The following is a 22464-nucleotide window of genomic DNA, read 5'->3' on the forward strand; positions in this document are numbered from 1 at the left end:
TTGCCTCGCATTCCCTCAATCTTTCTGTCCTTCTCTGCCTGCCGCTGACTAAAAAATCAGCGGCCAACACCCGTTGAGCAATATTATTTTTATTGAATCAACCTTCACGCATTATCACACAACATTCATATTATCAAGGATTTATTTCAACAAAATTCGGCCTTTACGGTTGAATGGAGAAGACCACGAAATATTTTTTATTTCCTCATGCAACTTCCTGCTGTGCTGAGGCCTCTTACCACTGAGAACCGGCAGCCTGTGTGCAGGCAGTTTGTTCTTAGCTAAGACTATAGCAGAATTGCGTGTGCAGCGTGTTCCTTGATATGTGGAATTGAGGAGTTTGGGAGACCCTGCCATGGGTACCGGGGTGGTGGCTCGATGGCAGGTGGGTAGCTCGCAGGCCCGCTGAAGTAAGAGAGGAGGTCGAAATTCTTTTTCGACCTTTCGGCGGGTTTAGATAAAGCAACCCTTTCCTCCCAAACTCCTCAGTTCCGAATTACGCAACACACATGATGAATTTCTGGCTAGTCAAATCTGAACCGGCGGCTTATTCCTGGGCAGATTTTACCCGGGACGGCCACACCGACTGGACCGGCGTACGCAACTTTCAGGCACGCAACTATCTGCAGCTGATGCAGCCCGGCGACCTGGTACTCTTTTATCATAGCGTGACCGACAAGCAAGTGGTGGGCGTGGCCGAAGTGGCCCAGCCTGCTGCCCCCGATGCTACGGCCGCGCCTGACAGCGGTTGGATAGCCGTTCAGCTACGTCCGCAACAGGCCCTGGCCCAGCCGGTCTCTCTTGCGCAAATTAAACAAGATATTCGATTGAATAACATCGGCTTGTTGCGCCAGTCCCGGCTTTCGGTTATGAACCTGCGGCCGGAGGAGTTTGACGCTATTCTGGAGCTGGGCAGCTGATTGCTGCCGGCCGTATTTCCGGGCCACCCGGGGTGCATTTGTGCGTGGGGTGTTGTATATTAGGAGTATATCCTGATTTTACATTCTCAAGTCTATGCGCTACCTGTTCTACGCCTACTGCTTTCTGGTATTGCTGGGAGGCAGCACCCCGCGCGCCTGGGGCCAGACACCGGTACAAGCGGCCCGGTTTGAGCTGGCGCTTACCCCCAGCAACAGTGATGTAACCGTATTCCCCCTCCCCGATAGCTCGGCGGTACTGCTGGTGCGTAAAGATGCTTTTCTGAGCTCTCAGGACAACTATACCTTCCATAAGCTGAACGCCAGGCTGCAGGAGCGCTGGCAGCATTCCATTAAGGTGGAAACCCAATATCAGGAGGTACTGAGCGGCACCGAGGGCAATCAGGTATACGTGCTGTTTCAGAGTAACTACCTGCCCGACCGCCTGCTGCTGGTGCATCTGGATGGCAACCGGGGGACTAGCCGCATGGTAAAGATTGACACCCGCGTTTCCCGGGACTTGTTTGATCTGAAGGTATTAGCCGGCCGGGTGTTCGTCACCACGCTGGTTTCGCAGCACGTTACCATTCTGCACATCAACCCGGATACCGGTGAGTTCCAGTTTCTGCCCTCCGTATATGAGAGCCTGCCCGCGCAGTTCACCTTCCTGGCTGATTCCGTCACTAAGCGCGCCGAGGTAATTTTAACGCAGACCAATGGCTTAAAATCCCGGCTGCAGGTAAAGCAGCTTTCCCCCCACGGCAACTTGCTGCGCACGGAGTTTGTGCAGACGGAGAGCGACCGAAACCTGATTTCCGCCCAAATCAGCCCCGGCGACAGCACCTCCCGCATCCTGGCCGGCACCTACACCCTGCGCGACCTGCAGTATTCCCAGGGCCTTTTTGCCACCGACCTTACTGCGGGCGTCACGGCCACCGGCGCCCGCAAGTCGCTGCGGTTTTATGATTTCCTGGCATTCAAACATTTCTTTGATTTTATGAATCCCGTGCGGGAAGCCCGGCTGCGGCAGCGGGGTGCCCGGCGCAAGGCGGCCGGCACGCCCATGCGCCTGCATTACCGGCTCCTGATGCATGACATGCTGCCCACCCCGGAGGGCTATGTTTTGGTGGCCGAAGTCTATTACCCTCGTTATCGGTACGACAATGTAAATAATGCCAATACAGCTCTCGCGCTTTCTAACTCCCGCCAGTTTGAAGGCTACCGTACCACGCATGCCATAGCCTGCGGATTTGATAAACAAGGCAACCTGCTCTGGGACAATACCTTTGTTCTAAAAGACAACTGGAGCTATGACCTGGCGCCCACAGTGCGGGAGCGGCTGCTGCCCGATGGCCGCCTGGCCCTGGCCTACGTCATTGACCACAAGATCCATTACAAGATTATTGACCGCACTACTGCCGCCCCTAATGACTTGCAGGTGCCTGTGCGCAGTAATTTGAGTGACCTAAGGGAGAAGCTGACCGATACTCAGCAGGAAGAAGTTCTGCCCTGGTTTGGCAGCCGGTTTCTGGTGTCTGGCTACCAGCATGTGCGCCCGGATAAGGGCGAAAGCCGCAATGTATTCTTCCTGAACAGCCTTGCCTTTGAGTAATAGTTGCCGATGGATTGAGCCGGCGTGCGTATGTTGGGGCAAAATTTTCTACTCCTATGCGCCACTATTCATCACTCCTCCTGCTATTGCTGAGCCTGCTGCTGGGCACCGCCTCCTCCTGCCGTACGGCCGCTGGCCCCGAAAAACCGGCCCGCACCGTGGCCGAGTTCTTCCGCAAGTATGAAGCCCGCCCCGGCTTCAAGGCTCAGACCATTGAAGCCAATTTCACAACCCGCCTGCTGCTGGGCCAGCTTGGCCGCCTGGGTGGAGAAAACGACATTACCTCCGCCGTGGCGGCGCTGCGCAGTGTGCGCGTGCTGACCTTTACGCCCACCGCTAGCAGCGCACGCAACCTGGTAGAGCGGGGCCTGAATGAGGAAGTAACCGGTTTGCTGAAGAGCGAGCGTTACCAGCCTCTGCCCGTAGCCGCCGCCGCCGATGCTTCCACCCAATACAACTTCTCCGTGCGCCAGGACGGCGACCGGGTGCAGGAAGTGGTAGGCACCGGCAAAGTAGAAAATGTACCCGATTCCTTTGTGCTGCTGGCCATATCCGGCAACTTCACCCAGGACCAGCTGCAGCAACTGCTAAAAATTCTGCCCGGTGCGGTAGACCAGATAGCCAAGTAACCGGAAGCATTTGCTCCCAACACCCCATAAAAAAAGCGGTGAGCCTTTCGGTTCACCGCTTTTTCTGTTTAGCCGGGCCGGTTAGGGCTGTGGCTGGCTGGGGATGTAGAACTCAAACTTGAATTCTACGCGGCGGTTTTTCGCCATGCCCTTCGCCGAGGTATTCGGCGCAGCTGGCATCGACTCACCAAAGCCTTCCGTGGTTACGCGGTTTGGATCTACTTTCTTGTTGGTGAAGTAGCGCTTGGCCGAGTTTGCACGACGCTCCGACAGACCCTGGTTGTACTCATCGGTACCGCGGCTATCGGCGTGGCCCGAGATGCGCAGGCTGTACTCAGGGTACAGTTCCAGAATCTTAATCATGTTGTCCAGGGTGGGGTAAGCGCTGCGCTTAATAACCGTGCTGTTGGTTTCAAACTGCACTGGCTTCACCTTATTGAACAGAGCGGGGTCAATTACGCGGCAGCCGGTAGAGTCTACCTGGGCACCGGTGGGCGTGCCGGGGCACTTATCACGGTTGTCTGGCACACCGTCGCCGTCCTTATCCAGGTTCAGGGGGCAGCCTTCGGCGTCTACCTGCGTACCAGCGGGGGTATCGGGGCACTTATCGTTTTTGTCAGCTACGCCGTCGTTATCGGCATCGGGGCAGCCGCGCAGAGCAGCGGTACCGGCCTGGTCGGGGCACTCATCTTCGGAGTCACGCACGCCGTCGTTGTCACGGTCGGGGCAGCCTTCCAGCGCAGCCGTACCGGCTTCCGTGGGGCACTTATCCTGGTAATCCGGTACACCATCCTTGTCACCATCCAGGGGGCAGCCGGCTTCATCTACGGCTACACCGGCGGGGGTGCCGGGGCATTTATCTTTCCGGTCCGGAACACCATCCGCATCAGTATCCTTGGCTTTGCCCAGGGCAATGTTCAGGCCCACGGTGTGCTGTAGGAAACGGTCATCAATCTTGTTATCGTCGCGGGAAGGGTCGCCGTCAATGTTGGCGCCCAGCGGGAAGTGCTGGCCGGTCTGCACAAACAAACCTACCGACTCACCCAGCTGGAAGTTGATACCAGCGGCACCGAACACATCGAAGTGGTTCTTGTCTTCGGCCGTATTAATAACCTGGTTGTCGCGGTTGATGGTGCCTTCGCGGCTCAGGTACGTGAGCCCGGGAGCCAGCAGCAGATAGGGCTGAATGGGGGAATCTTCCTTCATAGCCCAGCCGTTGTTCAGCTTCAGCTTCAGGCCCAGATTCACGTTTACTACGTTGGTAGCGAAAGTGCTGCCGTAGAGGTTAGGGCCGGCAGGAGCCGTCTTCTTGAACTCTACGTAGTTACCGCTCAGCTGCAGGTCCAGACCGGGGGTCAGGTAGCGGCTAATGGTGAGGCCGGGCGCGTACTTGTTTTCACCGAACTTCCAGTAGTCGGAACCGAAGTTACCTTTGTACTGCATGGCGCTGACGTTGAGGCCAATAGCCGTCTTTCGGTCGGCTGTTTGCGCCTCGGTCTTGGGGGCAGCCGCCAGGAGCGTCAGACCCAAGAGAGTTGAGGTTGCTAAAATGTGTTTCATAGGGGCGAAATTAGGTGGAAGAATTGCACAGGCGGGAGCCGCCACCGTTTGGGTATAGCATATCCGAACTATCCGCCTATACCCTTCCTTGCCAAATAAAGTTGCTCCCGAGGTGGCCAAACACCATTATACCGGGCATTATTCGGCCCTCAATCCATACATATTCAACATTTTATATTTAAAATAATTGAAGAACGGTTGATTGCACTGTTATTTCCAAGGGTAAATTCAATCCCGTAGAAAGTCAATAAAAATAAATGATAAAAAAAGAAGACGCTTGTACTTACAAGCGTCTTCCAGGGGTGATTTAGGCTTAATATTCTTCTGGTAAGCCCAGGATTAGCGGCGCATGAGGCGCTCAATATCGTCGGCTTCCAGCGGGATATTTTTCATCAGGTCCTCATTGCCGGTTTTGGTAATGAGAATATCATTTTCCAGGCGAATACCCAGGCCCTCTTCCCGGATATAAATACCAGGCTCGCAGGTGTACACCATGCCGGCCTCGAAGGGGCGATATTTAAACCCTACATCGTGCACATCCAGGCCCAGATAGTGGGAGGTGCCGTGCATGAAGTACTTCTTGTAGAGCGGGGCGGCGGGGTCCTGGTTGCGCACGTCCTGTTCGTTCAGCAAATCCAGCTTAATGAGCTCCTGCTCCATAGTGCGGCCCACAGCGGCGTGGTAGTCCTCAATGTTGTTGCCGGCTACCAGTTGGGAGGTGGCAAACTTCATTACGCGCAGCACGGCATCGTACACCTGGCGCTGGCGCTTGGTGAAGGTGCCGTTGACCGGAATGGAGCGGGACAGGTCGGCGGCGTAGTTGGCGTACTCAGCACCAAAGTCCAGCAGGATGACGTCGCCGTCTTTGCATTGCCGGTCGTTGCTGACGTAGTGCAGAATGCAGGCGTTGGCGCCGGAGGCAATGATGCTGCCGTAGGCCGGGCCGCGCGAGGCATTACGCAGGAACTCGTGGTACAGCTCGGCCTCAATTTCATACTCCATCACGCCGGGCTTCACAAAGCCCAGCAGGCGGCGGAAGGCCTTTTCCGTGATGTTGCAGGCCTGGCGCATCAGCCGGATTTCTTCCTCGCTCTTAATGGCCCGCAGGCGGTGCATCAGCGGAGCCGCGCGGCGGTAATTGTGCAGCGGATAATCTGCTTTGATTTTTTTAGCGAAGCGCGCATCACGCGTTTCCACCTCCACCACGGCCCGGATATGCTCATTGGTGTTCAGGTACACGTTTTCGGCCTCGTTCATCAGGGCTATCAGCACCGAGGGAAAAGAGTCGAGCCACATGATGGACTTCACGCCGGACTGCGCGCGGGCCTCGTCCTTGGTCAGCTTATAGCCTTCCCACACCAGAATATGCTCGCTGGTTTCCTTCAGGAACAGAATTTCGCGGTGCTGGGGCAGCGTGGCATCCGGGAACAGCAGCAGAATGCTTTCCTCCTGATCTACCCCGGACAGGTAAAACAAGTCGTTGTTCTGCCGGAACGGCATGGTGCCGTCGGCATTGGTCGGCATCACATCATTGGCCTGAAAAATGGCCATCGATGCCGGGGGCAGCAGTAGGGTAAAATTGCGGCGGTTCTGGATGAAAAGCTGCGGATCGATGGAGCCGTAACGCATAGGAGGGCGGAATAGTGAAAAGAGCTACAAAGACGTGCCACGAAGGCGGGGGCTGCAAGTTAGAAGAATGACGCGCACAATGAAGAGCCCCGGGCTTGGGCGGCTGCCGCAAAAACAATAGCTTAGTTGTATCTTTGCAGCCTGCTTTCTTGCACTTTATCGATGTCCGACGCCTCTTCCCGTGCTGTTCTGCTGATTCAGACTGCCTTTATCGGCGACGTCATTCTGGCCACGGCCCTGCTGGAGCACCTGCACCAAACGGAGCCCGACACGCCGGTAGATTTTCTGGTCCGCAAAGGCAATGAGGGTCTGGTGCAAAACCACCCGCACGTGCGCAACGTGCTGGTGTGGGATAAGAAAAAAGCCAAATACCGTGGCCTGTGGCAGCTGCTGAAGCAAATCCGGCAGACGAAGTACGAGCGGGTTATTACCCTGCAGCGCTTTGCCTCCACGGGTTTTCTCACGGCCTTCTCGGGGGCTCCGCAGCGCATCGGCTTCGATAAAAACCCGTTCTGCTCCCGCTTTACCATGGCCATTCCGCACCTGATTGGGGCCGGCATCCATGAAGTATCGCGCAACCTGCACCTGCTGGACCCGGCTTACGAAGGTCCGCTTACGCCCCCCCGCCTCTACCCTACCGCCGCCGATGAAGCCGCCGCCACCCAGGTGGCCAGCCTGGCCGGGGACAGTCCTTATATCTGTATTGCCCCTACTTCCGTCTGGTTTACCAAGCAGTTTCCGGAGGAGCAGTGGGTAAAGCTGCTGGCCGCGCTGCCACCCCGCTATACCGTGTTTCTACTGGGCGGCCCACCTGATGTAGCCGCCTGCCAGCAGCTGCTGGAGCGCAGCAACCGGCCACACGTATATAATACCGCCGGCAAGCTTTCCCTGCTGGCTTCCGCCGCCCTCATGCGCGGGGCCATGCTCAACTATGTAAACGACTCGGCACCCATGCACCTGTGCTCGGCGGTAGGCGCTCCTACCTGCGCGGTGTACTGCTCCACGGTGCCCTACTTCGGGTTTGGGCCGCTGAGCCCGTTTGCGCGGGTGGTGATGCTGGAGGAAGAGTTGGCCTGCCAACCCTGCGGCCTGCATGGCCACCGCAAGTGCCCGCTCAACCACTTCCACTGCGCGCACGGCATCCAGACCAGCCAGCTGCTGGCTGTGCTGGCCGAAGCGGAGATTCATAATTCAATTCACTTATTAGCTTGCGACAAGTAATATTTTTTACAAAAAAAATATAATTCAACCATTTTATGCCAGTAGTAACTGAAGAGCGAAATATCTGTGTTAACTATTTTCATATTTTACTGTTATACACAGCATTAATTGTATGCGTTAGCTGCAATGAGAAAGCAGCAAATCCTCAACCGAATGCTCCAAAGATTACTGAAAAAGTATCAGGGTTTCGCGCTGTTTTCTCAGAGCCTACTGCAGTACCTGGAGCAGCAGGTTTAGTAGGCACAAAGCAATTTGCCTTCAGTAGCTATGGCACTGATCAACCTTTTTGGATAGGACTAAATGAAAATGCTTCGGGGTACACTGCTCTTTTAACGCGTGTTGATACAACCGGCAAAGTACTGACAACCAAATCGTTATTTAATTTTACAACTGATTTAGCAGCTACTCCTGATGGTGGCTGCTGGATTGCTGGGTATGGTATTTTATCTCATTTAGATGCTAATGGAGTTGTTGATAATAGTCATGTTTTAACAAATGATAACAATGGGCAAGGAGTCCTTTATAATTCCATACATTCCACTATTGACAACGGCTGCATTATAACTTGTACTGAATTTGACGAAAAATCAGAAAAACGCTTCTTAGTTTCGGGAAAAGTTGACTCACAAGGTAAAATCGAATACTTGAACTCATATGAATACCCAGGGAATCCAATTTCTTCAGCGCAATTAAAAAATGGCAATGTATTAGTTTTAGGAGGAACTCTATCAAATACAAACAAAACAATTATTTTAACCGAATTAAATCAACAGAACATCGTTAAAAATATCGAAATAACAATTAACGAACCTTACGTAAACTTTTCAAGAATTAATTTTAAAATATTTGCAATGCAAGACAACTCTATAGCTATATCAGATAGTGATAATTCATTATTTATTCATTTAGACAGAGAACTTAATCTTCTTAAATCCCTGTCGATTGCCGGATTATTTACACGTACGGGAGGAGTATATGTATCAGAGAATGGTACTGTTGGAATGGTTGGCGAAAGCCCTAATTATGTAAATAACACTATATTACCACAAGGTCTATATTATACTGAATTTAACATCAATTCACAACCTGAAAATGCTAGCTGCATAGAAATGAACCCTGATGGAAAATGGACTGCTGATTATGGAAGATTATTGAATACACAGGGATTATATCGTTATTTCTTGGGCAATTTGATGGCACCCATAAATGGCGGGGTCCCAATCAGCTTTAGAGTAATTAAGGTTAAATCCAGCAATCCAAAAAGCTGCGCATCAAATGACTCTAAAATTCCATTAACTATAAACTCAATAAATTTAACAACAAAAGCAACTAACTCAGTATTAAAAACCATCCTACCTATATCTAATAAACCTTATTCATTTAAAACAGGCTCATCAAATATACAAGCCACAAAAAAATGTGATTAACAACATTTTATATATTCAAATAAATTAATATTTAATAATATATATTTCACATTACATTTTTTTCAAAAGCTCTTTAATAATGTCTGATTACGACCTGTACGAGCTGCCTAACGGCATCCGGGTTCTGCATAAACAAGTTCTGCACACCAAAATTGCGCACTGCGGCTTCCTGCTGGATATCGGTTCGCGCGATGAAAAGCCGGAGCAGCAGGGTCTGGCGCACTTCTGGGAGCACATGGCTTTCAAAGGCACTGAAAAGCGCAAAAGCTTCCACATCCTGAACCGGCTGGAAACCGTGGGGGGCGAGCTGAACGCCTACACCACCAAGGAGAAAATCTGCTTTTACGCTTCCCTGCTCAGCACCCACTTTGAGCGCGCTTTTGAGCTACTGACGGACCTGACCTTTCATTCCGTTTTTCCGGAAAAAGAAATTGAGAAAGAGCGCGGCGTGATTCTGGAAGAAATGGCCATGTACCACGATGCCCCCGAAGACGCCATCATCGATGATTTCGACGCCGTGGTGTTTGGCAATCATTCCCTGGGCCACAATATTCTGGGCACCAAGGAAAGCGTGAGTGGTTTTCAGCAAGGTGATTTTCGGGAGTTTCTGGGCCAGAATGTGCGCACCAACCGGCTTATCTTCAGCTCCGTCAGCAACCTGCCTTTCAAGGAAGTAAAGCGGCTGGCTGATAAATACCTGGCGCCGCTGCAGGCGCAGCTGGGCACCCACGCCCGCACCCCGTTTGGCCACTACCAGCGCATCGACCGGGTGGAGCGCAAGCCCATTACGCAGGCCCATTGCTTGATTGGCGGCCCGGCTTATGCTATTGAAGACGAGCGGCGCATTCCGTTTTTCATGCTGAGCAACCTGCTGGGTGGCCCCGGCATGAACTCCCGCCTGAACCTGGCCGTGCGCGAGAAATACGGCCTGGTGTATACCATCGACTCTACCTACTCGCCCTACACCGATACCGGCCTGTTCGGCATCTACTTCGGCACCGAGAAAAAGCAGGTAGACCGCACCATTTCCCTGGTTCAGAAAGAGCTGAAGAAGCTGCGCACCACGCCGCTGGGCGGCCTGCAGCTGCACACGTCCAAAGAGCAGCTCATGGGTCAGCTGGCCATGGCCGAAGAAAGCAACGGCGGCCTGATGCAGCTCCTGGGCAAAAGCACCCTGGATCTGGGCCGCGTGGAGTCGCTCAATGAAATTTTTGAGCGGGTAAAGCGCATAACGTCCACGGAGCTGCAGGAGCTGGCCAATGATATCCTGCGCGAGGACAACCTGAGCATGCTGCAGTACCTGCCGGAGTAATTTCGCATTTATGGACTTCCTCTCCGACGAGCTGCAGGCCTACGCCGACCAGCATACCTCGCCCGAAACGCCCCTGCTGGCTCGCCTCAACCGCGAAACCCATGTGCAGGTGCTGGCTCCGCGCATGCTCTCGGGGCAGCTGCAGGGCCGGCTGCTGAGCATGCTCAGCCACATGGTGCGCCCCCGCCGCGTGCTGGAGCTGGGTACCTACACCGGCTATTCCGCGCTATGCCTGGCCGAAGGACTGACGGCCGATGGCGAGCTGCACACCATTGAGCAAAACCCCGAGCTGGAAGACCGGATACGCCGCTACGTGGCGGAAGCGGGCCTGACCGGGCGCATTCACCTGCACATTGGCGAGGCGCTACAGGTGCTGCCTATGCTGGCCGAAACCTGGGATTTGGTGTTTATTGATGCTGACAAGATTAACAACGATGCCTACTATGAGCTGGTGTTGCCGCAGGTACGGCCGGGGGGCTTCATTCTGGTAGACAATGTGCTCTGGAGTGGCAAAGTGCTACCCTCCCATCAGGTGCGCCCCTCGGACAAGGATACCCAGGCGTTGCGCCTGTTTAACGACAAAGTGCAGCAGGATGAGCGGGTGGAAAACGTGCTGCTGCCCGTGCGCGACGGAATTCTGATGATTCGGAAGCGCTGATTTTTATATCGTTGGCATTCTGATACTTAGCCATTTTTTACCGGATCCGTTAAACGGAACCCGAATTCCCGTGTCTGTATCCCATGTGGCCTGTTCCTGATGCAATGCAAAAATCTGTTTACCTCTTTCTAGTTCTTGTTTTTTCCGCCTTCACTACGGCTTTTGCGCAAACCGGCTCCGTGAGCGGGCGCATAGTAGATGGCGCCGACCAAACGCCGCTCGGCGGGGCTAACGTGGTGCTAATTCACCTGCCCGATTCCGTAAAACAAGGCACCGCCGCCGATGCCAGCGGCAATTTCACTTTGGCTAATGTGGCGCCGGGCCCTTATGTGCTGTCGGCCTCTTTTCTGGGGTATCAAACGCTGCGCCGCACCGTGCAGGTAGGCAGCCAGCCGGTGGTGCTGGGGCCGGTGGTGCTACGCGCCGGGGGCATTACGCTTAAAAATGTGGAGGTAGTGGGCCGGGCCGCCGCGGCCGTGCAAAAGGGCGATACCGCCCAGTACAGCGCCAAGGCCTTTAAAACCAACCCCGATGCCGATGCCCAGGACCTGATTACCAAAATGCCCGGCGTAACGGTGGTAGATGGCAAGGTGCAGGCGCAGGGCGAAGACGTGCGCCAGGTGCTGGTAGATGGCAAGCAGTTTTTTGGCGATGATGCCAGCGCCGTGCTCAAGAATATTCCGGCCGAGGTAATTGATAAGATTGAGGTCTTCGACAAGAAAAGCGAGCAGGCCCAGTTCTCGGGTATTGATGATGGCAACGCGGCCAAAACTATCAACATCGTCACCAAGGCGGAATTCCGCAACGGGCAGTTTGGGCGCATCAGCGTGGGCGGCGGACCGGAGCGGTACCGGGCCAGCGGCAACATCAACTCCTTCCAGGGCGACCGGCGCATTTCCGTGGTGGCGCAGTCCAATAACGTGAACGAGCAGAACTTTGGCACCGAGGATTTGCTGGGCGTGGTGGGCAACTCCCAGCAGGGCGGCCGGCGCGGCGGTGGCGGTGGGGGCCCCCGGGGCGGTGGGGGTGGCCGACGCGGAGGCCAGGGCGGTGGCGGCGCCAACGACTTTCTGACCAACCAGAACAACGGCATCAATACCACGCACGCGCTGGGCATTAACTACGCCGATAAATGGGGCCAGAAGTTGGAAGTAACCGGCAGCTACTTTTTCAACCGCAACAACAACGACCTGGGCAGCAACACCTTCCGCCAATATATTCTTCCCTCGGCCGCCGACCAGAACTACACGGAAAACTCCATCAGCAACAGCCACAACACCAACCATCGGCTCAACTTCCGGCTGGACTACAAGATTGACTCCATGAACTCGCTGCTGTGGCGGCCGCGTTTCTCCTATCAGCTTAACGATGGCCGCAACAACCTGCTGGGCCAGACGCTGAACGGTGAAACGCCGGTGAGCAACCTCACCAGCAATTATGGCTCTAAATACAACGGCATCAACTTCAACAATGATCTGCTGTTTCGCCACCGCTTTGGCAAGCCCGGCCGCACGCTTTCCATTAGCGCTGGCACGGGCTACAACGATAAGAATGGCACCAGCACCCTTGTTACTACCAACTCCACGCTAGCCGATGCCAACCTGGACCAGTTCTCCCGCCTCACACAGAGCGGCTGGAATCTGGCTTCCAGCATCAACTATTCCGAGCCGCTTACCAGGCAGGACTTCCTGCAGGCCAGCTACGATTTGCGCTACGCACCCAGCAACTCCGACAAGCGCACCTATAACCTGAACGAGGACAGCCAGAGCTATACTATTCCCGATACGGCCCTGAGCAACGTGTTTACCAACGCCTACCTCACGCAGGCACTGGGCACCAGCTACCGCCGCCAGACCAAGCAGTTTCAGGCCATGGTGGGCGTATCCGTGCAGCGGGCCACGCTTAGCCGCGACCAGGAATTTCCGCTAATTTCCACCGGGAAGTATACCTTCCTGAACGCTCTGCCCACGGCCATGCTGCAGTACAAGCTCACGCAGCAGAAAAACCTGCGCCTGAACTACCGCACCAACACTTCCCCACCCAGCATCAGCCAGCTGCAGGAAGTAGTGAACAATGCGAATCCGCTGCAGCTCACTACCGGCAACCCGGCCCTGAAGCAGGAGTATCAGCACAACCTGTTCCTGCGCTATTCGGCAGCAAAACCCGAGAAATCCACCAACTTCTTTGCGCTGATTGGCGGATCGTACACGCAAAACCCCATCAGTAACAGCACGCTTATTTCTACCCGGGACAGTGTGCTGAATGAAAGCGTAACGCTGCCGGCCGGTGCCCAGCTTACGCGCCCCGTAAACCTGGACAGGCAGTTCTCCTTGCGCTCCTTCCTGAACTACGGCGTGCCGCTGACCGTCATCAAATCCAACCTGAATCTGAACGCCTCGGCCACGTATTCGCGCACGCCGGGCTTGATTAATGGGGCGCTCAACTACGCGCAAACGCCGGCCCTGGGCGCGGGCGTGGTACTCAGCAGCAACATCAGCGAGAAGCTGGACTTCACTTTGTCCTCTAATTCCAACCTGAGCTTTGTGCGCAACACCCTGCAGCAGCAGCTGAACACCAATTACTTTGTGCAGAACTCGCGGGCCCGCCTGAACTGGATTATTGGCAATGGCATTACCGTGGCCTCCGACGTGACGCACCAGGCCAACCGGGGACTGACGGCCGGCTTCAACCAGCAGTATGTGCTCTGGAATGCCAGCCTGGGCAAAAAGCTGTTTGCCAAACAGCAGGGTGAGCTGAAGCTGTACGCCTTCGACTTGCTGGGCCAGAACCGCAGCATTCAGCGCAATACTACGGAAACCTATATTGAGGACGTGCGCACCGATATTCTGCAGCGGTATTTCATGCTGATGTTTACCTACAACCTGCGCAATACCGGCCGCGGCCCGGCGCCGGCCCGGCCCTAACGGGCGCGCCGCGGTACAGAAGCCGGGAATAGTTGCATTTGTGGAGCAAATTCCCCGAAAACGGGATATTTCGCCTATTTTGGAGGCTAGCAACGTGGGCTGTTTATGCAGACCAGGCGTTGCTAGCCTTCTTTTTGCCGATGAAAAAACTATTACTCGCTCTAATCTGCCTGCTGCCCCACCTCCTGCAGGCGCAAACTGTTCCGGTTCCGGCCGATTTATACCTGGGTGGCCTACACGTGCGCCTGACCGACGGTGGCCGTGCCGTGGTGCAGCAGAAAGTAGACGCCTTGCGCCGCCACACCACCTCCTTCCAGAACCGCGTAGCCCTGGCCGATGCGTATTTCCCGCTGATTGACCGGGCCCTGCAGGAGCAAGGAGTTCCGCTGGATTTTCACTTTCTGGCCCTGCAGGAAAGTGGGTTGCAGGGTGATGCGCAAAGTATTCATGATGCCGTAGGTTACTGGCAGTTCAAGCGCGAATCGGCGCAGGATTTTGGGCTGCTGGTGAACGAGGTGGTAGATGAGCGCAAGCACATTTTGGCCGCTACCCGGGCCGCCGCCAAGTACCTGGTGCGCAGCAACGGCACTTACCGTAACTGGCTGAATGCCCTGCTGAGCTATAACCTGGGCCTGAGTGGCGCCCGCCCCTACACGCTGCCCACCGATGCCGGGGCCACCGAAATGGAAGTTTCGGAGAAGACGCACCCGTATATTCTCACTTTCCTGGCCCACAAAGTGGCCTATGAGCCTGCCTGCGGACAAAACCCCAAGCCGGCATTGCAGCTGCAGGAGTTTCCGGCCGTAGCCGGTCAGCAGCTGGCCCAGGTAGCAGAGCTGCTGCACACCAGCCCCGAGGAGCTGGCCCGCCATAACCGCTGGCTGCTGGCCGGCGCCACCGTGCCCGCCGGCCGCAGCTACACGCTCGTGGTACCCGTCACCGATCCGCTCCAGCTGACGGCCATGGCCGTGCAGCAAAAGCAGGTGGCCACCGAGCTGATTCACAAGCCCCAGACCGACCCGGAAAACGCGGATTTTGTTCGTATCAACGGGCTGCGGGCCCTCATTGCCCTGCCCGGCGACACCAAGGAAAGCCTAGCCAAGCGCGCCGGCTTGAAGGTGCGCAAGCTGATGCAGTACAACGACTTGTTCCTGTTCGATAACATCACGCCCGGCCAGGCTTATTTCGTGCAGAAAAAGCGCGACAAAGCGGCGGTGGAATATCACATAGCCCAGCCCGGCGAGACGGTAGCGGCCGTATCGCAGAAGTATGGCGTGCGCTCCAAAGCCATCTGGAGCAAAAACCGCATGGCCCGCAACGAAGAGCTGCGCCCCGGCCGTCTGCTCTGGCTGCAGCACACCCGCCCCCGCGAAACGGCGGTAGAATATCTGCCCGTGAATAACCCGGCGGCCCTGGCAGCCTTTGAGCAGTCGGCCGTTCCGGCAGTTGCCGCAGCGCCGGCCCGCTCGCCCCGCGAGGATAACACCGACGTATACAGCGGCCGCACCGCTTCCGGCCAGCGCGTGCTCGACGACAGCCCCGATGCCGAAGAGGAAACCGACAGCACCTCGGTTACTTCGCGCCTGAGCCGGCTGCTTAAAAGGCCGACCGGCAAGCCTGTCGCCAAGGCTTCTCCTCCTGCGGTTATCAAGAAAAAGGAGGCCGTAGCCGAAGAAGCTGCTGAGGCGCCCGTAGTGGCGCCTGCTCCGGCACCCAAGCCTGCCCCAGTAAACCGCACCATTTATACCGGCACGCAGAATGAGCGCAACCTGCCGCCGTCTGCCCCGGTAGCCGATGAGCCAACACCTGTAGAAGAGGAGGCTGTTCAGTCAGCCACCCCGGCTCCGCAGGAAGCAATAGCCGTCACTCCGGTGGCTACGGCACCGGCTCCCGTTGTTACTCCAGCCCCTCAGCCGGCGGCGCAGCCAGTTCCGCTTGCCACGCCTACTGCTGCCGTGGTGCCCCCCACAGCGGCGCAAACCCCAGCGGCGGTTGAGCCGGTTCCGGCCAATGGTATGCACGTGGTGCAGCCCAAAGAAAGCCTGTACAGTGTGGCACGGCGCTACGGCCTGCGCCCGGCGGAGCTCATTACCTGGAATAATCTGCCTCAGAATCCCTCGTTGCGCATTGGCCAGACGCTGCGTGTAGTAGCACCCGCTACCGATCAGGAAGTTGTGACGGCTTCGGAAACAGCCGCCGTGGCTCCGGCCGTGGTGCCCTCAGTACAGCACACGGTGGTTAAGGGGGAGTCGATGTACAGCATTTCGCGCAAGTACGGCGTCACCATCAAGCAGATTATGGAGTGGAATAACAAGCCTGACTTCAATGTAAAACCCGGCGATAAGCTGGAAATTAAGCCTGCCAAATAAGCTGCATCTGGCGGCTGTCTACTGTTATCATGCGTTTTTCTCCCCGCTTCTTTCTGCTTTTTACTGGTCTGTCGGCGGCTACGCTGTCGGCGCAGGCCCAGCAGCCGGCCCCGGCTTCTGCTCCTTCGGTGGCGGCCCCAATTACTTTACCGGCCCTCTCCGAAGACTCTGTGCGTGTGATGACGGGACTGGTGCAGACCAGCGTGCGGCAGTTACACAATATTTATTTTGAGCCGAATGATGCCCGCGCGGTGCAGCTGATTGAAGCCGCTTTGGTAGAAGTGCCTGCCCTGAATAAGCGCCTGAGCTTTTACACCGCCAGCCTGCCCCGCGAGCAGCAGCACCTACTGGCCCAGCGCCTGCGCCAGCAGCCCTGGCAGGTGGAGATCCAAACCCTGCAGCGCAGCCCCCAGTACCGGGATTTCAACGCAAGAGCAGCCAAAAACCCGGCCCTTAAAACCGCCTTTGAGCGGCTGCAGGCCGCCGGTTTCATGGGCACTGCCAAACCAGCCGTGGCAGCCGCTAACCTGACTGCACCCACCACTGCGCCCGCTCCCAAAGTGGCGGCTACTGCTAACGCCACCGCACCGGCGCCGGTGAAAGCAGCTACAGCTGTTTCCGCCCCCCCCAAGTCCGGGGTTGCCGTTAACCCCGTGCCGAAAGCTCAGCAAACTGCGCCCGCTGTTATTAAACCTACTGCCACCAATGCGGCCGGCACTAAGCCAGTGGCCACCAAGGCCGCGCCGGTGAAAGCCACGGCCGCGCCCCAGGAAGCGCCAACTAAACCGGCCGTTTTAAACACTGCTGCCAGTACTCCTGCTGCTACTTCTATGCCGGTAGTAAAGCGGCATACCGTAGTGAAAGGCGAGACGCTGTTTGGTATTTGCCGGCAGTACCATGTGAAACCCGCGCAAATGCGCGCCTGGAATCATAAAACGGAGGATGGCGTGAAGATTGGGGAAGTGTTACTGATCAACGCTGTTTTATAGAACTGTTCCTTTAAGGCAAAACCGCCCACCAATTCCCTCTAGGGCTTTGGTGGGCGGTTTTCGTTTATTAAAACTTGCCTGACTTATGGCCAGAAACTGGGCTTTACGTTTGTGCCGCGCTTGCGGCAGTCCACACAATCAGTAGATGAGTACAAATAATAGACGTAAGGGTCCCCATCGATATAGTACTCTTCAATAGGTGTATAGCTCACATTAGCAAAAAACTGCGTTGGAATAGGTTTTATCTTGGGCGGGGGATTTTCATGGGGGCGGTACAAGGTATCCAGCACACACGTTTCATAACCGGTGGCAAAAGACCAGTTGCGCGGTAACTGCCCGGTATCGATAAAAATACGACGCTCACTCATTGTCTGCGCTCCTACAAAACCAATGATGATTTCGGAAGCATCGGTCAGGCAATGCACATTGCCCGTGAGCTGGGAAGGCAAGGGGTCAAACAGAGTCCCGATGTTTTCCGTGTTTTTGCGCAACAGCTCCCAATAGCCGTATTCCTCGGCTGTGAGGGCATATTGCTTCACCAGAATGCTGTACTTCCGTTGCAGCTTGGTTGAGTTGCTGGGTAAGAGCGTGAGCGGAAGCTCGGAGACTACATCCTGGCTCAGCTTTTTGGTAGAGCCCAGCTTGATAGCCGGGGAGTTTTCTGTGGCCCAGCAGTGGTAAATGTCTTCGAAGCGCGTGGTCAGTTGCCCGGCCTTGAGTTCGATGCGCGAAACAAAAGCGGACGTAAACTCCCAGGTTTCCTCATAATCCCAGCGGTAATAGCCCGACTGCTGGGTGTCATCATGGGTATTCACAGCTATTTGTACGCCCCCATTGGCAAGACGCCAGGAGACAGAATCGATGGCGGGGGTAGTTTTCACCGGGGTATAGTCCGAGGCATATTCCCGCTGCTTGGCCGTGGTAAAATGCAGCCGTACCCGCTGGCGGGCGGGCAGGTCCAGGGTGTCCGATGCATACGTACCCGGTTTGGTCTCCCGCAGCAGGTACCGCGTGCCCGCTTCATCTTCAATGTACATCGTAGCATTGCTTTCTACGGGAGCCGCGCTTTTCTGCGCCAGATCTATGCTGCGGGAAAGGCGGATGGTGGTTACGCCCTGGCTATTGATATGCCCATCTACCACCAAAAGCGACTGGCCGCCTTTCACATCTGGCTCAAATGGATCCAGGCATCCTGTTAAACACACTAATAGCAAGCAAGCAGAATACCAGCGCAATAGGCCCAGTCTACACATCGGGGAAAATCTTAAAACGACTGCCAAATATAGTATGCTCCTCTTCCACAAAGGCAACTACTTCATGAGGTGCTTGCCAAGCCATAGTTCTGGGACTATGGCAATTGGCGTGGGCAACTGTGATTACGGAAAAAGCACTGATTTTCCAACTTTCCTTTCCCACGCGCCAGTGGTAACTTTACCTGATGCTTCCCGCCCTAATGGCGGAAAACACCTTGCCCATGCCCGTTTTCTCGCACCTCCACAGCCACACGCAATACTCCCTTCTCGATGGTCAGGCCAGCATATCGGCGTTGATGAAGAAGGCCCAGGCCGATGGGATGCCTGCCGTGGCCCTCACTGACCACGGCAACATGTTTGGCGCCTTCAACTTTGTGGCCGAGGCGAATAAGTACAACGTGAAGCCCATTGTGGGCTGCGAGTTTTACCTGGTAGAAGACCGCCACAAAAAGAGCTTTAGCCGGGAAAAGGGTGAGCGGGATGTGCGCCATCACCAGCTGCTGCTGGCCAAGGACCAGGCCGGCTACCAGAACCTGGCCAAGCTTTGCTCCATGAGCTTTATTGAAGGCGTGTACAGTAAGTATCCGCGTATTGATAAGGAGTTGCTGCTGCAGTACCATGAGGGCCTGATTGCTACTTCCTGCTGCATTGGCGCTGAGATTCCGCAGGCTTTGCTCTGGAAATCAGAAGAAGAAGCGGAGAAAATGCTGCAGTGGTGGCTGGATGTGTTTGGCGACGACTACTATCTGGAGATTCAGCGCCACGGGCTCAAGAACATCGACAACACCGGCAAAAGTCAGGAAGACCTCAACCAGGTATTGCTGCGCTGGGCCCAGAAATACAACATCAAGGTTATCTGCACCAACGACTCCCACTACGTGGAGCAGACCGACTTTGCCCCGCACGATATTCTGCTGTGCGTGAATACCGGCGAGGAACACAGCATTCCGGTAGGCGACTTTCAGACCAAGTATTTCCGCCTGATGTCGCAGGAGAAAAAGGTGCTGTATGACCACTTGGACAACCTGCGCCCCCTGGCCAGCTCCGACGACCAGATTCGGCGGCAGCTGATGCGTATTGATGAGGAAGCCCAGATGCCCAAGCCCCGCGCCCGCTTCGGCTTCCCCAACGACCAGTTCTACTTCAAGACCCAGGAGGAAATGAACCGCCTGTTCCGGGACGTGCCGGAAAGCGTAGACAACACCAATGAAATTGTAGATAAAATCACGCCGCCCAAGCTGCAGCGTGATATTCTGCTCCCCAACTTCCCCCTGCCTCCGGAGCACCCCACGGCCGACGCTTTCCTGCGCTACCTCACTTATAAAGGTGCTTTTGAAGGCCCCAAACGGCGCTATTCGGAGCGCACGCCGGAAATTGAGGAGCGCCTGGACTACGAGTTGCGCGTGATTGAAACCATGGGTTTCGCAGGCTACTTCCTCATCACCCAGGACTTTATCAACCACGGCCGCAACATTGGCGTGGCCGTGGGCCCGGGCCGGGGCTCGGCGGCGGGCTCGGCGGTGGCCTACTGCATCGGCATCACCAACATCGACCCGATAAAGTATTCGCTGCTGTTTGAGCGTTTCCTGAATCCGGAGCGGGTGTCCATGCCCGATATTGATATTGACTTTGACGACGTGAACCGTCAGAAAGTCATTGACTATGTGGTGGATAAGTACGGCAAAACGCAGGTGGCCCAGATTATCACCTTCGGTACCATGGCCGCCAAGTCCAGCATTAAGGACGTGGCCCGCGCCATGGATTTGCCCCTGCCCCAGGCCAACGACCTGGTGAAGATGGTGCCCGACCAGGTAGGCACTACCCTGACTAAAGCCTTTGCCGAAAACCAGGAGCTGGATATGATCCGGCGCGACGAGGCCCCGGATAACCTGCGCGGCCAGATTCTGCGCCTGGCCACCCAGCTGGAAGGCTCAGTACGCAACACCGGCATTCACGCTGCGGGCGTTATCATTGCCCCCGACGACATCACCAAGTACATTCCCGTTTCCACTTCCAAGGACTCGGACCTGCTGGTGACGCAGTTCGATGGCAAGGTGATTGAGAGTGCCGGGATGCTGAAGATGGACTTCCTGGGGCTGAAAACCCTGACCATCATCGTGGATGCCATCAACCTGATTGAGCAGAACCACGGCATCAAAATCGACATCGACGAAATTCCGATTGACGACCCGAAAACCTACGAGCTGTACCAGCGCGGTGATACCATTGGTACGTTCCAGTTCGAGTCGGAGGGTATGCGCATGTACCTCAAGGACCTCAAGCCCACCAACATTGAGGACCTGATTGCCATGAACGCCCTGTACCGGCCGGGCCCCATGCAGTTTATCCCGAACTTCATTAACCGCAAGCACGGCCGCGAAGCGGTGGAATACCCCCACGAGCTGCTGGAGCCCATTCTGAACTACTCCCAGGGCATTATGGTGTACCAGGAGCAGATTATGCAGGCCGCGCAGATTCTGGCCGGCTACTCCCTGGGTGGCGCCGATTTGCTGCGCCGCGCCATGGGTAAGAAGGATATGAAAAAGATGGCCCAGGAGCGGGAAAAGTTTGTGGAAGGCGCCAAGAAGCTGCACAACATCCCCGCCAAGAAAGCCTCTGAGGTGTTCGACGTGATGGAGAAGTTTGCGGCCTACGGCTTCAACCGCTCCCACTCCGCTGCCTACTCCGTGGTGGCCTACCAGACCGGCTACCTGAAGGCCAACTACCCCGCCGAGTACATGGCGGCGGTGCTCACCAATAACATGGGCGACATCAAGAAGGTGACGTTCTTTATTGAGGAAGCCCGCAAGCAGGGCGTGCCCGTACTGGGTCCCGATGTGAACGAATCTATCCTGAAGTTCAACGTGAACAAGCAGGGGCAGATTCGTTTTGGCATGGCGGCGGTGAAGGGCGCCGGCGAAGCAGCCATTGAAAGCATTGTGCAGGAGCGTGGCAAAAAGGGCCCGTTCACAGATATTTTCGACTTCTCGAAGCGGGTGAACCTGCGGGCTGTGAATAAGAAGACGTTTGAAAGCCTGGCTTTATCAGGTGCTTTTGACTCGTTTGAGCGCTACCACCGCCGGCAGTTTCTGGAAGCGCCGGCCGGCGACCAGAACCTGATTGAAAAGGCGGTAAAAATGGGCCAGCAATTCCAGGCCGACCAGGACTCGGCGCAGCAAAGCCTGTTTGGCGGTGGTGCCTTTGGGGCCGTAGCCATGCCGCTGCCCAAAGTGGCCGACATGGAGCCCTGGGCAGCCACCGAGGTACTACGCCGCGAGAAGGAGGTAATAGGCTTTTACCTCTCGGGCCACCCGCTGGATGACTTTAAGCTGGAAATTGACTCCTACTGCACCTGTGGGCTGGACAAAGTGGAGAGCTACAAAAACCGCGAGGTAACGGTGGCGGGTTTGATTACCAACGTGCTGTTCAAGACCACCAAGACGGGTCAGCCCTTTGTGTCGTTCACGGTGGAAGACTACGAATCCTCCCTGAACCTGGCGCTCTTCCGCGACGATTATACCCGTTTCAGCAGCATCATTAACCCCCGCAACTACGACAAGGAGCAGGTGCCGCCCATGTATATCCGGGGCAAGTACGCCCAGCGCTTCCGCGACTCCGACCAGTTTGAATTCAAGATTCTGACCATGGAGCCGCTGTTTAACGTGGCCGAAAAGCTGGCCAACGGCGTGCGCGTGCAGTTGGACCTGCGCACCATTACGGAGCCGTTTATGGACCGTTTTATGGAGGCTGTGGAAGGCTGTGCGGGCTCCAAGAAGCTGGAAATTAAGTTTGCCGAGCCCCACGAACATATGACCGTGGATATGTACTCGCGCCGCTACCGCATCGAGCCCAAAGAGTTTATCCGGAAGATGCGGGAAATGGAGATTGAGGCCTGCCAGCTGATTTAGCGTTTTCGCACCACTGCATTTTTTATAGCAAAAGCGGCTTGTGAGCATGGTTCGCA

The 22464-nt window shown here is 55.8% G+C and carries 14 protein-coding genes; 11 read left to right on the forward strand and 3 right to left on the reverse strand.

Features of this window, described 5'->3' with window-relative positions:
* Positions 1 to 509: 509 nt before the first annotated feature.
* The 3 genes from PK28_RS14460 (at position 510) to PK28_RS14470 (ending at position 3158) form a co-directional block, all read left to right on the forward strand.
* Complete coding sequence (locus PK28_RS14460; RefSeq protein ID WP_316931939.1) at positions 510 to 920, forward strand: EVE domain-containing protein; 411 nt, start codon at positions 510 to 512, stop codon at positions 918 to 920.
* Positions 921 to 1014: 94 nt separating this feature from the next.
* Complete coding sequence (locus PK28_RS14465) at positions 1015 to 2529, forward strand: hypothetical protein (RefSeq protein WP_044515028.1); 1515 nt, start codon at positions 1015 to 1017, stop codon at positions 2527 to 2529.
* Between the two features lie 56 nt (positions 2530 to 2585).
* Complete coding sequence (locus tag PK28_RS14470; RefSeq protein ID WP_082017129.1) at positions 2586 to 3158, forward strand: DUF4252 domain-containing protein; 573 nt, start codon at positions 2586 to 2588, stop codon at positions 3156 to 3158.
* A gap of 81 nt (positions 3159 to 3239) precedes the next feature.
* Here the strand turns inward: PK28_RS14470 and PK28_RS21235 are convergent, their stop codons facing one another.
* Positions 3240 to 4718, reverse strand: coding sequence for an OmpA family protein (locus PK28_RS21235; RefSeq protein ID WP_082017130.1), 1479 nt, complete (start codon positions 4716 to 4718; stop codon positions 3240 to 3242).
* 339 nt (positions 4719 to 5057) lie between these two features.
* Positions 5058 to 6347, reverse strand: coding sequence for an aminopeptidase P N-terminal domain-containing protein (locus PK28_RS14480; RefSeq protein ID WP_044515033.1), 1290 nt, complete (start codon positions 6345 to 6347; stop codon positions 5058 to 5060).
* A gap of 162 nt (positions 6348 to 6509) precedes the next feature.
* Here PK28_RS14480 and PK28_RS14485 point away from each other — a divergent pair, with 162 nt between their 5' ends.
* The 7 genes from PK28_RS14485 (at position 6510) to PK28_RS19205 (ending at position 17247) form a co-directional block, all read left to right on the forward strand.
* Positions 6510 to 7568, forward strand: coding sequence for a glycosyltransferase family 9 protein (locus PK28_RS14485; protein ID WP_044515036.1), 1059 nt, complete (start codon positions 6510 to 6512; stop codon positions 7566 to 7568).
* Between the two features lie 35 nt (positions 7569 to 7603).
* Complete coding sequence (locus tag PK28_RS20520) at positions 7604 to 8995, forward strand: hypothetical protein (protein ID WP_156126408.1); 1392 nt, start codon at positions 7604 to 7606, stop codon at positions 8993 to 8995.
* Positions 8996 to 9074: 79 nt separating this feature from the next.
* Entirely contained in the window at positions 9075 to 10307 is a 1233-nt protein-coding gene (locus PK28_RS14490) for a M16 family metallopeptidase (RefSeq protein ID WP_044515039.1), read from the forward strand.
* A gap of 10 nt (positions 10308 to 10317) precedes the next feature.
* Positions 10318 to 10965, forward strand: coding sequence for an O-methyltransferase (locus PK28_RS14495; RefSeq protein WP_044515041.1), 648 nt, complete (start codon positions 10318 to 10320; stop codon positions 10963 to 10965).
* 104 nt (positions 10966 to 11069) lie between these two features.
* Positions 11070 to 13889, forward strand: a complete 2820-nt coding sequence (locus tag PK28_RS14500) for a TonB-dependent receptor (protein ID WP_044515042.1) — start codon at positions 11070 to 11072, stop codon at positions 13887 to 13889.
* 140 nt (positions 13890 to 14029) lie between these two features.
* A complete protein-coding gene (locus PK28_RS14505) occupies positions 14030 to 16258 on the forward strand; it encodes a LysM peptidoglycan-binding domain-containing protein (protein ID WP_044515044.1) in 2229 nt (742 codons plus the stop codon).
* 29 nt (positions 16259 to 16287) lie between these two features.
* On the forward strand, positions 16288 to 17247 hold the full coding sequence (locus PK28_RS19205; RefSeq protein ID WP_048826088.1) for a LysM peptidoglycan-binding domain-containing protein: 960 nt from the start codon (positions 16288 to 16290) through the stop codon (positions 17245 to 17247).
* Between the two features lie 83 nt (positions 17248 to 17330).
* Here the strand turns inward: PK28_RS19205 and PK28_RS14515 are convergent, their stop codons facing one another.
* Positions 17331 to 18452 (reverse strand): DUF4249 domain-containing protein, encoded by a 1122-nt coding sequence (locus PK28_RS14515; protein WP_197070423.1) that lies wholly within the window; start codon positions 18450 to 18452, stop codon positions 17331 to 17333.
* Between the two features lie 233 nt (positions 18453 to 18685).
* Between PK28_RS14515 and dnaE the strand changes: the two genes are divergently transcribed.
* On the forward strand, positions 18686 to 22408 hold the full coding sequence (dnaE, locus tag PK28_RS14520) for a DNA polymerase III subunit alpha (protein ID WP_410471229.1): 3723 nt from the start codon (positions 18686 to 18688) through the stop codon (positions 22406 to 22408).
* Positions 22409 to 22464: the final 56 nt, after the last annotated feature.

The sequence above is a fragment of the Hymenobacter sp. DG25B genome (assembly GCF_000801315.1).
In the GTDB taxonomy this organism is placed as follows: Bacteria; Bacteroidota; Bacteroidia; order Cytophagales; family Hymenobacteraceae; genus Hymenobacter.

Coding starts and splice junctions, on each gene's coding strand:
- PK28_RS14460 (WP_316931939.1), top strand. CDS start 510: ATGATGAATTTCTGGCTAGTCAAATCTGAACCGGCGGCTTATTCCTGG.
- PK28_RS14465 (WP_044515028.1), top strand. CDS start 1,015: ATGCGCTACCTGTTCTACGCCTACTGCTTTCTGGTATTGCTGGGAGGC.
- PK28_RS14470 (WP_082017129.1), top strand. CDS start 2,586: ATGCGCCACTATTCATCACTCCTCCTGCTATTGCTGAGCCTGCTGCTG.
- PK28_RS21235 (WP_082017130.1), bottom strand. CDS start 4,718: ATGAAACACATTTTAGCAACCTCAACTCTCTTGGGTCTGACGCTCCTG.
- PK28_RS14480 (WP_044515033.1), bottom strand. CDS start 6,347: ATGCGTTACGGCTCCATCGATCCGCAGCTTTTCATCCAGAACCGCCGC.
- PK28_RS14485 (WP_044515036.1), top strand. CDS start 6,510: ATGTCCGACGCCTCTTCCCGTGCTGTTCTGCTGATTCAGACTGCCTTT.
- PK28_RS20520 (WP_156126408.1), top strand. CDS start 7,604: ATGCCAGTAGTAACTGAAGAGCGAAATATCTGTGTTAACTATTTTCAT.
- PK28_RS14490 (WP_044515039.1), top strand. CDS start 9,075: ATGTCTGATTACGACCTGTACGAGCTGCCTAACGGCATCCGGGTTCTG.
- PK28_RS14495 (WP_044515041.1), top strand. CDS start 10,318: ATGGACTTCCTCTCCGACGAGCTGCAGGCCTACGCCGACCAGCATACC.
- PK28_RS14500 (WP_044515042.1), top strand. CDS start 11,070: ATGCAAAAATCTGTTTACCTCTTTCTAGTTCTTGTTTTTTCCGCCTTC.
- PK28_RS14505 (WP_044515044.1), top strand. CDS start 14,030: ATGAAAAAACTATTACTCGCTCTAATCTGCCTGCTGCCCCACCTCCTG.
- PK28_RS19205 (WP_048826088.1), top strand. CDS start 16,288: ATGCGTTTTTCTCCCCGCTTCTTTCTGCTTTTTACTGGTCTGTCGGCG.
- dnaE (WP_410471229.1), top strand. CDS start 18,686: ATGCTTCCCGCCCTAATGGCGGAAAACACCTTGCCCATGCCCGTTTTC.